The 12,613-nt window shown below is 67.7% G+C and carries 10 protein-coding genes and 1 pseudogene; 1 reads left to right on the top strand and 10 read right to left on the bottom strand.

Translation table 11 applies throughout. From position 1 onward, the window contains the following. Positions 1-21: 21 nt before the first annotated feature. The 10 genes and pseudogenes from ACV7NQ_RS32250 to ACV7NQ_RS32205 form a co-directional block, all read right to left on the bottom strand. Entirely contained in the window at positions 22-429 is a 408-nt protein-coding gene (locus ACV7NQ_RS32250; RefSeq protein WP_463363022.1) for a YunG family protein, read from the bottom strand. Positions 430-647: 218 nt separating this feature from the next. Further along, positions 648-2,129, bottom strand: a complete 1,482-nt coding sequence (locus ACV7NQ_RS32245; protein ID WP_463363021.1) for a hydrogenase large subunit — start codon at positions 2,127-2,129, stop codon at positions 648-650. Next, positions 2,126-3,592, bottom strand: coding sequence for a proton-conducting transporter transmembrane domain-containing protein (locus ACV7NQ_RS32240; protein ID WP_463363020.1), 1,467 nt, complete (start codon positions 3,590-3,592; stop codon positions 2,126-2,128). The genes ACV7NQ_RS32245 and ACV7NQ_RS32240 overlap by 4 nt, the downstream gene beginning before the upstream one ends. Next, a complete protein-coding gene (locus tag ACV7NQ_RS32235; RefSeq protein ID WP_463363019.1) occupies positions 3,592-4,254 on the bottom strand; it encodes a hypothetical protein in 663 nt (220 codons plus the stop codon). The genes ACV7NQ_RS32240 and ACV7NQ_RS32235 overlap by 1 nt, the downstream gene beginning before the upstream one ends. A gap of 27 nt (positions 4,255-4,281) precedes the next feature. Next, entirely contained in the window at positions 4,282-5,232 is a 951-nt protein-coding gene (locus ACV7NQ_RS32230) for a respiratory chain complex I subunit 1 family protein (RefSeq protein ID WP_463365900.1), read from the bottom strand. A gap of 5 nt (positions 5,233-5,237) precedes the next feature. Continuing rightward, the gene (locus ACV7NQ_RS32225) at positions 5,238-7,160 is read right to left on the bottom strand and encodes a proton-conducting transporter transmembrane domain-containing protein (RefSeq protein WP_463365899.1); all 1,923 of its coding nucleotides are present in this window, start codon (positions 7,158-7,160) and stop codon (positions 5,238-5,240) included. 53 nt (positions 7,161-7,213) lie between these two features. Then, positions 7,214-7,690 carry an NADH-quinone oxidoreductase subunit B family protein gene (locus ACV7NQ_RS32220; RefSeq protein WP_463363018.1) on the bottom strand — a complete coding sequence of 159 codons (477 nt, stop codon included), beginning with the start codon at positions 7,688-7,690 and terminating at the stop codon, positions 7,214-7,216. Positions 7,691-7,887: 197 nt separating this feature from the next. Next, positions 7,888-9,602 (bottom strand): annotated as a pseudogene (locus ACV7NQ_RS32215) (SulP family inorganic anion transporter). 2 nt (positions 9,603-9,604) lie between these two features. Then, positions 9,605-11,437 (bottom strand): phosphoenolpyruvate carboxykinase (GTP), encoded by a 1,833-nt coding sequence (locus ACV7NQ_RS32210; protein ID WP_463363017.1) that lies wholly within the window; start codon positions 11,435-11,437, stop codon positions 9,605-9,607. 120 nt (positions 11,438-11,557) lie between these two features. Beyond that, positions 11,558-11,908 (bottom strand): ArsR/SmtB family transcription factor, encoded by a 351-nt coding sequence (locus ACV7NQ_RS32205; RefSeq protein ID WP_463363016.1) that lies wholly within the window; start codon positions 11,906-11,908, stop codon positions 11,558-11,560. A gap of 188 nt (positions 11,909-12,096) precedes the next feature. Between ACV7NQ_RS32205 and ACV7NQ_RS32200 the strand changes: the two genes are divergently transcribed. Continuing rightward, the gene (locus ACV7NQ_RS32200; protein ID WP_463363015.1) at positions 12,097-12,477 is read left to right on the top strand and encodes a DUF5313 family protein; all 381 of its coding nucleotides are present in this window, start codon (positions 12,097-12,099) and stop codon (positions 12,475-12,477) included. Positions 12,478-12,613 lie beyond the last annotated feature (136 nt).

Below are 12,613 nucleotides of genomic sequence, written 5' to 3'. Positions count from 1 at the left end.
GAGTTCCCGGATAGTGCCCGGTCACAGGGCGGGTGCTGGCAGGTGACCGAGACGTCCGATAACACGCTCGCGCAGTAGGAGATACTCACTCCACCGGCGGGATAAGGGACCGGGCGGACGTTGGACAACACGAGCCGCTATCACAGTCTGACCGAGCTGGAACTGATCACGAGTCAGGTCGAGCTCGACGCCGCTGGGTAGCCGGTTCCACCAGTGAAAGCCATGCTGTTCCCCATCAAGGTGCACTTCGCCGACCATCAGGTCACCTCCGAAGAGGTCATTGACGATCAAGGCCGTGATGTCGCAGTGTCCCCGGGCAGGGTTACCGGGCTGCCAGCCGGCGCGAGCGAGGTCATCCGCAGAGCAGGTGTCAGCAGCCCAGCTCGCCCGCAGTGCCCTCTCGATGACAAGCAGGTTCCACGCGATCATGTCCGAAGCATCCCATCTCACACCGACAACTAGATGGCCGCCACCGGCCCTAAACGCGCAGCTGGGGTCAACTTCAGTGGCAGAACACGGATTACGGTCTGCCACTGACGATGATGGCCCACTGGGTCAGAGAACCTGACCATGCTCCACCTTCGCTGGCACGGGGACACCACATGCGCGATCACCTGACATCGGATTTCACAACTGAAGCCGCTCAGCTATAGGTCGTTGCCTGCGTAGGAGAGATTGAAGCTCTTGTTCACCAAGGGGAAGTCCGGGACGATCGTGTCGGTTATGGCGACGGGCAGGGCGGGCCAGTTGAACCAGGAGGGGTCGACGATCTTGGCGCGGGTGATCCACCCGCCGTCACCGAGTTCCACCCTGTGCACGATGGTGCCGCGCCAACCCTCCACGATGCCGACGCCGCTGCCTGCCCGATAAGCATTGGTCGGGGCGGCAGTGAATTCCAGTGGTCCACTGTGGCTTTCGACGAGCGCGACGACGAGTGCGGTCGAGGCGGCGAACTCGTCGCGCCGCACGGTGTAGCGGGCGAGCACGTCACCGCTGGTGGCACCGATCTCGGTCACCGGCAGTTCGACAGTGGGGTGCTCGATGCGGGCGTCGGTCGCGACCCCGCTGGCGCGGGCGGGGCCCCCGAGGCAACCGAGCGCGCGGGCATCGTCGCCGGCGAGGACCCCCGTGCCGGCGAATCGGTCGTAGATCCCCGCGTTCCCCAAGGTCAGCTCAGCTACTTCGGCGAGATCGGCGGCTATCGAGCCCAACTCTCGAGGGTCGGGAAGTGCTTGCAGCACAACCCCACCCGGGCGGATCGCGCCGCGCAGTAGCCGGTGCCCGGTGACAGCGGCATTCATCCGCAGCAGCTGTTCGCGGATCCGCTGGGCGTGGGAGTTCGCGAGGCCGAAGCCGACATCGTTGGCGAGGGCGCCCAGATCGGCGGCGTGGTTGTAGAGACGCTCCAGCTCGACAAGCATCGCCCGCAGCCGGTGCACCTCGTCGGGGAGGCTGATACCGCAGGCATCTTCGACGGCAAGGCTGTGCGCGAGCGCGTGCGCGGCCGAGGTGTCGCCGCTGATCCGCTCGGCGAGCTCCACCGCACCGGCAGCCGGTCGGCCATGGAACAATCGCTCGATCCCGCGGTGCACGTACCAAAGTCGCGCTTTGAGCCGCACGATTGTCTCCCCGACCACCGAGAACCGGAAGTGGCCCGGTTCGATCAGCCCGGCGTGCACAGGCCCGACAGGGATCTCGTAGACCCCGGCACCGGCGACGGTCAGGAATCGCAGTTCACCGGAGCCGCCGAAGTCGGGCGCAGTGCCTGCGTCGGCGCGCATCGGATGCCAGTCTTCTGGCCAGTGTGCGTGCCGCACCAGCCTGCGTGGACGCGGATGCCCGAGCAGCCGAATCCCGTACAGGTCCAGCATTTCCCGCTCGAACCGACCAGCCGGGAACGACAGGTAGGCCAGCGACCGCAGGACCGGATCGGCGGCGGGCAGCGAGCATTCCAGCTCGATCCGGCGGTCGGGGCGCCCGGCCAGGAACAGATACACCACCCGCAGCATCGGCCCGTCGTCGTGTGCGGCGGTCAACGCCAACCGGAAGCCCGCATCGAGGAGTTCCTCTGCGGCATCGGCCAATTCGTCACCGGAGACGACGCGGCGGATCCGTTCATGGTCGGTCATCGCCCGCTCACCTGGTTCGCGGCGGTGGTGAACAGATCGGTGAACCCTCCAGCGGTGACACCCAACACGACCGAGGCCACCGCGCCGACGATCAGTGCGGCCGCCGTGGTCGCCGGGACGGTGATCGCGGGCGCGGCGGCGGGTGGGGAGCCGAGCAGAATCCTGGCCGCGTTGCGGATCAGCGCGGCGAAGGCGATCGCGATCAAAACCAGACCGACGCCGAGCGCCCACGCCAGTCGCGCGTCGGTGAGCGAGCGAGCGATGGCAAGTTCGCTGGCGAACATCGCGAACGGCGGCAAACCCAGCAGCGCAACTATGCCCACCGTGAACGCGGTGCCGATCAGCCGGGAGCGCGCGGCCACACCCGTGATCGCGGCGATCGCGGTGGATTCGTGCACGGCCTGCACCGGTCCGGTGGCCAGGAACAGCACGGTCTTGCTGATGCCGTGTGCGAGCACGTGCAGCAGCAGAGCGGCGATCGCGAGTTCGGTCCCGGCAGCCGCGGCGAGCGCGATCAGCCCCATGTTCTCCATCGAGGAGTAGGCCAGCATCCGTTTGACATCCCTTGTCACGGTAAGCATCAGCGCGGCGACGGCCAAGGTGAGCAGTCCGATGGTCAACAGCCCGGAGCGGGGGAAACCGGGCCCGGCCGCGATATCCACGATCGACTTCACCCGCAGCAGCACCGAGAACGCCACCGCCAGCAGCACCCCGCTCATCAACGCCGACACCGGCGCGGGTGCTTGGCTGTGCGCGTCGGCGAGCCAGGTATGGAACGGCACCAACCCGACCTTGGCGCCATATCCGATCAGCAGCAGCGCACCGGCCAGACGAGTTACCGCGGGATCGAGGTCACCCGCGTGGGCGAGCAGGACATCGAGGTCGAGGGCATGTTCGGTGGGCGCCCCGGCATGGCGAGCCGCGAAGTAGAGCAACACCGTGCCCAGGAAGGCAACCACGATCCCGACCGAGCAGATCACGACATACTTCCAGGTCGCCTCCAGTGCGGACTTGGTGCGCCGGTGCCCGACCAGGAACGCGGTGGCGATCGTGGTGGCCTCCACCGCCACCCAGATGACGCCGATGTTGTTGGCGCACACCGCAAGCACCATCGCGGCCAGGAACGCCGGAACCAGCCCCGCGTATACCCTGGCGCCTTGCGGATCGGTGTGACCATGCGCGAGTTCGGCGTCGATATAGCCGATCCCGGCCCAGGTCGCCAGAGTGCCGACGACACCGATAACGCTCAGCATCGTCACCGACAGGGCATCAGCCCGCAACAACCCACCCGCCAGCAGATGTTCGGTACCGGCTAGGCGCGCGCCGAGCGCAGCGGCGCAGCCGAGCACCGTGAGGGCGGCGAGCATGGTGAGTCGTGCTGTGGCGCGGCGCCATCCGGCGATGGCGCCGGTCATCGAGGCGGTGACGGGTGTGAGGATCGCGAGCAATACCAGTGCAGTCATCAGTCGTGCAGCTCCCGCAACTGGTCGAGGTCGGCGCCGCCGAAAGCACGCCGCAGCCGCCCGGTCAGTACGCCGATGACCGCGACCGCGAAGAACACGTCCAGGGACACACCGAGTTCGACGATCAGCGGAACCCCGGCGGTAAGCAGAAACGCCGTTGCCGCAACGCCGTTGTCGAGCATGAGGAATCCGGCGGCCTGGGAGATCGCGTGGCGGCGCGTGGCCATCACGAACAACGCGATCAGCACGAGCGCGAACGCGGCGGGCACCGCGTCGGTCGCCGGTCCCGGTTCCAACTCGGCCAGCGGCCGGGTCACCGCGAACGCGACCACGGTCAGCCCGGCCGCGACGAGCAGGGAGGAGGCGGTGTTCACCAGCGGGGTGGCCTCGCGGTACTCGCGGCGCTCGGCCCCCGCGGCGCGCGCCAACAACGCAGGCAGCACGCCCGCCCGCAACACCAGCACCACGACACCGACGATCAGCAGGGCGGTGTCCCCGTCGTGTACGCCTCCGACGATCGGAATCGCTGCCAGCGCAACACCTTGCGCGGCGAGCAGCCACGCGATGGCACCGAGGTCGCGGCGCCACACCACCAACACCGCGGCCAGCAGCAGACCGCCCGCGGCGAAGTCGAGCACGCTCACGTAGCCGGCTTGGGTCATAGCGCTGTCTCCGTGGTCATCACACGCTCACCCTCGCGGGGTGAAGAAGTTCGCGGCCGTGACCGCCAGCAAAGCCAGCAGGAACGACCCGGCCAAGAGTTCGGGTACCCGGAACAGTCGCAGTTTCGCGATGAACACCTCCGCGCCCGCCAGCAGCACCGCCAGCACAAAGACTTTCACCACGATCGCGACGACACCGACACCCACCTCGAGCACGGTCGGCGTCGTACTCGCGATCCCCCACGGCAGGAACAGATTCGACAGCAACGCCAACAGGACGGTCAACCGCATCGCAGCGGCCCATTCGACCAACGCCAACCGAGGACCGGCGTATTCGAGGACCATCGCCTCGTGCACCATCGTCAATTCCAGATGGGTCGCCGGATTGTCGACCGGTAACCGGCCGGTTTCGGCGATGATCACGATCACCAGCGCCGCTGCGGCCAGCACCCCGGCCACCGACGCCACCCGCCCCGGATGCTCCAGCGTGTTCGCTACCAGCGCACCGAGATTCGACGACCCCGCTGGAATGGACAGCGCGAACACCGACAGCAGGATGGTCGGCTCGACCAGTGCGGCGATCACGGTCTCCCGGCTCGCGCCCATCCCGCCGAACGCGGTGCCGGTGTCGAGACCGGCCAACGTCAATGCGACGGTGCCCAGGAACAGCAGACCGACCACCGCGAACAGATCGGCGGCACCGTCCAGCGGTGACCCGGTGGCGACCAGTGGCGCGATCGCGGCGATCAACAGCGACGTGCCCGCGAGAACCGCTGGGGCGGCGGCAAATACGATCGTGGTTCCTTCCGGGGTGATCGACTGTTTGCGCAGTTGCTTGCGCAGATCTCGCCACGGTTGGCTGATCCCGGCCCCGGCGCGGCCTTCCAGGTGTGCACGGACTTGGCGCATCGCCCCGAGCACCAGTGGGGCACCGAGGATGACACCGCCGATCTGGACGGCCCCGGCCGCATAGGACATGACGTTCATCGCGCCACCAGCAACGCGATCAGAACACCGACCGCGCCGTAGGCCAGATACAGGTGCACGCTGCCGGTGTGGGCGCGGGCGACCACCAACGCCGCCCGCCGGATCGCGGCGGTCACCGGTCGATACAACCTTTCCTCGATGGTGTCGGTGATGCGGGCCCGGTAGGCGACCGAGTCCACCAGGTACCGGGATTCGGCGTGCGGGGTGATCTCGATGTCGGTGTCCGGGCGCAGTACATCGTCGAAGACGCGCTGCATCGGCTCGGCGAACGAGGTCGCCGTGTACTGCATGCGCGCGTTCGGCTGATCCGCTCCGCACGCCCACAACGGCAGCACGGCCGCCGCGGGTCGGTGCCGGGCCCGCCATCGGGTCACCCCCAGTGCGGCGAGGATCGCCGCGATCAGCGCGACCGCGATCACGGTGGGCGCGATCGACCCCGACAGCCCGGGCAGCCGCACGGTCGCGGCGAGACCGGTGAACGCGACATCGCGCGAGGGCGGCAGGACGGCGAGGACCCGCGCCAGGACCGGACCGAACACCAGTGGCGCGACCCCCAGCACCAGACACGCGCAGGCCGCGAGCATCATCGCGCCGAGCATCGACGCAGGGGCTTCCCGAGCGTCGGTGGCCTCCTGGGACCGGGGACGCGCCAGGAACCCGACCCCGAAAGCTTTGACCATCGCTGCGACACCGAGACCCGCGGTCAACGCGACCGCGCCGACTGCCAGCGGCGCGGCTAGGGCTACCACCGGATCATCATGGCGCCCAGAGTGAATCAGCGATTGCACGATCAGCCATTCGCTGACGAACCCCGCTCCCAGCGGCAACCCGGACGCACCCAATGCCGCGACCCCGAACACCGCCGTGGTCACCGGCATCCGCCGTGCCAGCCCGCCGAGGCGGTCGAGGTCGCGCAGTCCGGTCGCGGCCAGCACCGATCCCGCCGCCAGAAAGCCGAGGCATTTGAACGCCGCGTGCGCCACCAGATGCAGCAGCGCCGCCGCCATCGCCACGGTGGCTGCCGCGGCGGCGCCTGCATCGGCGAGCAGGATCGCGGCGCCGAGCGCCAGCACGATCAAGCCCATGTTCTCGGTGGTCGAAAAGGCCAGCAGCCGTTTGAGATCGGTGGCCACCGACGCCTGCAGGACACCGTAGAGCGCGGTGATCCCGCCGAGCACGAGCAGCGCCGAACCCCACCAGCCCGGTGCGGGCCCGAACAGCTGCACATCGAATCGGATGATGCCGTAGATCCCGAGGTTCACCATCGCCGCGCTCATGAGCGCCGACACCGGGCTCGGCGCCTCCGGATGCGCGCGCGGCAGCCACGCGTGCAGCGGCACCAAACCCGCCTTGGACCCGAACCCGACGACCGTGAGCACGAACACGACATTGCGTGTTCCCTCCGAGAGCTCCGTGAACTCTCGGAACCGATCCGCGCCACCAGCAGCCGCCGCGGCCACCAGCAAGCCGACCAGGATGGCGGCGAACCCGAGCTGGGTCATCACCGCATAGAACACTCCCGCCGACCGCACTGCCGGTCGCCGATGCTCAGCCAGCACCAGAACCAGCGACGCGATCGCCATCAGTTCCCACATCAGCAGAAACGTCGTCACCGATCCGGCGGCGGGCACCCCCAGCATCGCCGCCACGAACGCCGGCAGCACCCACAACGGCACCCGGTCCAGATGCGAACGCCGCGCGTAGCCGATCACGTAGATACCGACAGGCACGGCCACCGCACCGGTCAACGCCATGAAGAATCCGCCGACCTGATCGAGGTGGAAATACACACCCGATAGCGGTAGCAGCCAGCCGACCGACACCGACCCCATGGCGCCGAACACCGCGGCCAACCCGGCCACCACGCCCGCCACACCCAGTGCCGCAGTGGCGATTCCGGCGATGACCGCATCAATAATGTTGCGGTGCACCGGGATTTCCGCAGCCGGTGCGATGGCTGCCGTGGCGGCGGTCACCGCCCGGTCACCGAACGCAGCGCGGCGACGATGCGGTCCGGCGACGGCGGGCAACCGGAGATCTCGACATCGACGTCCACCACATCCCCGACCGCGCCGACGACGCCGTAGGCGTCGGCGAACACGCCCCGGTTCACGGCGCAGTCACCGCAGGCGATGACCAGGCGTGGCTGTGGTGTCGCCTCGAGGGTCCGTCGCAGCGGTTCGGCCATATTCCTGGTGACCACCCCGGTCACCAGCAACGCATCCGCGTGCCGCGGGGAAGCGACCAATCGTGCGCCGTAGCGTTCCGCGTCGTACACGGGCCCGAACGCACCGGAGATCTCCACCTCGCAGCCGTTGCACGAGCCTGCGTCGACATGCCGGATCTGCAGCGAACCACGCACGGCGGCAGGAACATTCGCTGTCGCGGGCGCAGCGGGCGCGGGCTCGGCCGCTCGGCCGACCCGCAGGATCTTGCGCACCCAGCCCATCGCGCGGCCTATCGGCTGCCGGGAGTGACGGAGGGAATGTTTACCAGTACTTCGCCCACGGCTAGAGGTTTACCAGATTACAAGCCAACAATCTATTTGATTGCGAAAACATGCAACCCCGCATGTTGTGTGCGCTTCGAGCCCGCCGGGGTCCTTGGTCCGCAAGGTGCATGCCGCCGCGAGCCCGCGCACGGGATTCAGCCGGGAATGTGGGTAAGACTCCGCTCTCGTGTCGCGGTGGTGGCCAGCGTGCCGGTTTCGGCCGACCGCCGGTGCGCGACGGGTGCCCGGCACAGCGGCACGTAGCGGCGCGCGTGATCTATCGCCCCGCGAGTATTGGTGAACAAGCTATCGAGGCCGTCTGCCGGTAGCGCCCCGATGGCGATCAGCCGTCGTTGATGGTCGGCCCGGAGTCCGGACAGCAGCACCGTGATATGCCGGTGCTCGAGCTTGCCGATCGCGTCTTTGAGTACCAGCGCACCAGCGGTGTCCAGGGCGGTGATCTTGGACATGCGCAAGATGACGACCTTGACGTCGGCGACCTCCGCCAACTCCAGCAGGAACCGGTGCGCGGCGGCGAAGAACAGCGGCCCGTCGATGCGATAGGCGACGATGTGATCGCGCAGCAGGTCGTGTTCCTCGGCCAGGTGGTCACTGTCATCGAGGGGTACCTGTTCGAGCCGGGCTTCGCGCGCCACCGATCGCAGGGCGAGCACGACGGCGAACCCGACACCGACCGCAACGGCGGTGACCAGATCGAGCGCGACGGTGACGCCGAAGGTGACGACCATGATGATCGAGTCACCGCGGGAGGCTCGGGCGATCGCGATCAGCGCCTCGGTTTCCACCATGCGCACCGTGGTTGCCAGCAGCACGCCGGCGAGGGCCGCGAGGGGATGTCGGCGACGAGTGGCGCGGCGAGGTAGATGATCGCGGCCAGAATCACCACGTGGGTGAGCGCGGCCAACCGGGTGCGCGCACCGGAGCGGACGTTGACGGCGGTGCGGGCGATCGCGCCGGTGGCGGGCACGCCACCGAACAGGGGTGCCGCGATGTTGGCCAAGCCTTGGCCGAGCAGTTCCCGGTCCGGGTTGTGCCGGGTGCCGACACACATCGAATCCGCGGCGGTGGCCGAGAGCAACGATTCGAGCGCAGCCAACGCCGCCACCGCGAGCACGGGCCCGATCAGCGACCCCAGCTCGTTCAGGTGCACGAAGCCCAGCGACGGTGCGGGCAGGCCCGACGGGATGGTGCCGATGCGCGTGAGGTCCATGTCGAACAGCGCCGCGGCAACGGTGGCGGCGGCGACCGCGACCAGCGCGAACGGCAGTTTCGGCAGGTAGCTTCCGCCGATCAGAATGACCGCGGCCACTACCAGCGCGGTGACCGGTGTCGTCACGCTCGGCTCGGCGACGAAGCGGCGCAGTGCGTCGAATGCTGACTGCCACACCTTCTCGCCCTCGGCGTGGGCGATGCCGAGGGCGGACGGGAACTGTTGCAGCGCGATCACGACCGCGATCCCCGCGGTGAACCCCTCAATCACCGGGGCGGGCATGTACCGCACCGCGCGCCCGACATCGGCGAACGCGAGCACCACCAGCACGAGCCCCGCCATGAGGCCGACCGCGAGGACCCCGGTCGCGCCGTGCGCGGCCACGATCGGCACGAGTACCACGGTCATCGCGCCGGTCGGACCTGACACCTGGAACCGCGACCCGCCGAACACCGCCGCTAGTACACCGGCGATGACCGCGGTGGCCAAACCCGCGGCTGCGCCGAGCCCGGAACTGATGCCGAAGCCCAGCGCTAGCGGCAGCGCCACCAACGCGACGATCAGACCGGCCATCAGGTCCGCGCCGGGAGCGCGCACGGCGGGCTTCCATTCCGACCAGGTCGGCAGCAGCATCCGCATACTCAGCGGGCGCCGAGCAAGCGTAGCTTCAATGCGGCCAGCTGCTCGCGCAGCTCCTCGGGCAACCGGTTACCGCCGATGGTGGCGTACCACTCGTCGATGGAGCGGGTTTCGGTGATCCATTCCTCGTTGTCGACGGCTAGGGCCGTGCCGACGAGTGACTGGTCGCCCTCACCGAGACCGGTGAGGTCGAGTGCGTTCGGGGTCGGCACATGCCCGATCGGTGTCCACAGGGCGGGTGCCGTGCCGTCCAGGCGCTCCAGCGCCCACTTCAGCACTCGAACGTTGTCACCGAATCCCGGCCACAGGAACTTCCCGTCGCCGCTGCGCCGGAACCAGTTGACCTGGAAGATCTTCGGCAGCTTCGCCGCGTCGGCGCCAGCGCCGAGGGAGAGCCAATGCGCGAAGTAGTCCCCGATGTGATAGCCCAGGAACGGCAGCATCGCCATCGGGTCACGGCGCATTACGCCGACCTTGCCCGCCGCCGCGGCGGTGGTCTCCGAGGACAGGGTCGAGGCCATGAATACCCCGTGGGCCCAGTCGAAGGATTCGGCGATCAGGGGGACGGTGGTGGCGCGTCGGCCGCCGAAGAAGATCGCCGAGATGGGTACCCCGGTCGGGTCGTTCCATTCCGGTGCCACCGATGGGCACTGTTCGATGGGGGTGCAGTAACGCGAATTCGGGTGTGCGGCAGGGGTTCCCGATTCGGGTGTCCAGTCCTGGTGATGCCAGTCGATGAGGTGTGCGGGCGGGGTATCGGTGAGGCCCTCCCACCACACGTCGCCGTCGTCGGTGCGCGCGGTGTTGGTGAAGATCGAGTTGCCGCGTTCGATGGTCGCGATCGCGTTCGGATTGGTTTTGGCGCCGGTGCCCGGTGCGACACCGAAGAACCCGGCCTCCGGGTTCACCGCGTAGAGGCGGCCGTCGGCGCCGAAACGCATCCAGGCGATGTCGTCACCGACGGTCTCGGCTTTCCAGCCTGCGAGGGCCGGTTCGAGCATCGCGAGGTTGGTCTTGCCGCACGAGGACGGGAACGCTGCCGCAATGTAGTGCACCTTCTGTCGCGGGGAGGTGAGTTTGAGGATGAGCATGTGCTCGGCCAGCCAGCCTTCGTCGCGGCCCAGCACCGAGGCGATCCGCAGCGCGAAGCACTTCTTACCCAGCAGTGCGTTGCCGCCGTAGCCGGAGCCGTAGCTCCAGATGGTGCGCGACTCCGGGAAATGCGCGATGTACTTGGTCTGGTCGCACGGCCACGGCACGTCGGTGTCACCCGCGGCCAGCGGCGCACCCACCGAGTGCAGGCACCGCACGAATTCGGTACCGGTGGTGAGCTTCTCCCACACCGGAGCGCCGGATCGCGTCATGATCTGCATCGAGACCGCGACATACTCCGAATCGGTGATCTGCACACCATATTTCGGCTCCGCCGCGTCCAAAGGCCCCATGCAGAACGCGATCACATACATGGTCCGGCCCACCATCGCGCCCCGATAATGCTCGGTCATCACCGAGCGCATGCCGACCGGGTCCACCCAGTTGTTCGTCGGCCCAGCGTCGAGCTGGGACTCCGAACAGATGAAGGTCCGGTCCTCCACCCGCGCCACATCGTCGGGATCCGATACACACCAGAACGAATTCGGCTTCCCGGCCAGGGGGACGAAGGTGCCCTTGGCGACGAGTTCCGCGGTGAGCCGGTCCCACTCCTGCCGGGATCCGTCGCACCATGCAATGCGATCCGGCGCGGTCAGCCCGGCGACCTCCTCGACCCAAGCAGCGATGCCCGGGTGATCGGTCGGGGCCAACGGGGACAGGGTGGACGCGGAGCGATCAGTCACGGGTGTTCTCCTTCTAACTCGCTAGGTAGTTAGTTAGTTAGTTTAGAAATCACGCAATCAGTTGGCCATGGGCGAGCCCGGTGATCATGCCCACTGCGGTCAAGCGGTCAAATGTTGACCTCACACACCGGAGGTCCAGGATCGAAAGGCGCTTTCCAGCAACTCGGCATGTCCGGCAACCACTCCGGTCAGGATGGCGCGCGCGGTGACCAGTAGCTCCTCGATCCGCGGCGAGGTCGGCGCATAGGTTACCGACAACCCCTCACGGTGCCCGGTCACCAGACCGGCGCGGCGCAGAATCGACAACTGCTGAGACAGGTTCGCCGGCTCCACACCGACCTCCGCCAGGATCTCCGACACCGCGTGGTCACGTTCGCTGAGCAACTCCGGCACCCGGATCCGCACCGGATACCCCAGGGTTTTGAAGAAGCCGGCTTTCGCCTGACACAGCGGCGCACTCGAACCCGGCACTTGCGAACCAATCCTCCCACCGCATGCGACATCGGCACCGACAGTCGATATATTGATTGCGCAGTTTAGCAACCAGGGAGAACATAGTTGATCGCGGCATTGCACACCACCCCAGCCCAGCAGCCGGATCGGTCCCCGCCGACCCGCCGTAACTGCACCGCCGCGCGCGCAGCCGGGATGGTGCGCCGATGACCGAACGCGCCGCTCCGACCCTGACCCAGCGGATCGGCTACATCTGCGGGCGCACACTGCCCGCATCGATGGCGCAGTGGGTAGGCAACGACTTGACCGGGCCCGGCGCCACCCGCCGGTATCTGCTGCGAATCCTGATCCCGATCATTCCGGTGCTCATGTTGTTCATGCTGATGCCGGGACCGGCCTGGATGGGCCTCGCGATGATGGCCCTGTTGTATCTGCCACTGATCTATTTCACGGTGGCACTGAACAATGTCTACCGGCGCAACCGGCTGATCAAACACGGACTCGACCCCGAACTCGCCGACGCCCGCGCCACAAGCCGCGCCGAGGCCGAACGCCTCGCCTACGAACGCCGACACGGCCGCGCCTGATCCGAACAAACGACCCCGCGGTCGAAGGCGGCACAACCATCCGACCAGGGAGCAAACCATACTCCCGCTAGATACTTGCTAACATTAGCAAATAAACAGGGAGGTGGATGGATGCGTGTGACCCCGATCAGCCAGT

It is taken from the genome of Nocardia sp. Tas62D01 (genome assembly GCF_055232035.1).
Note: the sequence above shows the minus strand (reverse complement) of the source record. Positions and strands in the feature narration are given on the sequence as shown.

Bases quoted from the DNA above. Each gene is read 5' to 3' on its own strand.
- ACV7NQ_RS32250 (WP_463363022.1), bottom strand. From the start codon at position 429: ATGATCGCGTGGAACCTGCTTGTCATCGAGAGGGCACTGCGGGCGAGC.
- ACV7NQ_RS32240 (WP_463363020.1), bottom strand. From the start codon at position 3,592: ATGACTGCACTGGTATTGCTCGCGATCCTCACACCCGTCACCGCCTCG.
- ACV7NQ_RS32235 (WP_463363019.1), bottom strand. From the start codon at position 4,254: ATGACCCAAGCCGGCTACGTGAGCGTGCTCGACTTCGCCGCGGGCGGT.
- ACV7NQ_RS32200 (WP_463363015.1), top strand. From the start codon at position 12,097: ATGACCGAACGCGCCGCTCCGACCCTGACCCAGCGGATCGGCTACATC.
- ACV7NQ_RS32245 (WP_463363021.1), bottom strand. From the start codon at position 2,129: ATGACCGACCATGAACGGATCCGCCGCGTCGTCTCCGGTGACGAATTG.
- ACV7NQ_RS32230 (WP_463365900.1), bottom strand. From the start codon at position 5,232: ATGTCCTATGCGGCCGGGGCCGTCCAGATCGGCGGTGTCATCCTCGGT.
- ACV7NQ_RS32220 (WP_463363018.1), bottom strand. From the start codon at position 7,690: ATGGGCTGGGTGCGCAAGATCCTGCGGGTCGGCCGAGCGGCCGAGCCC.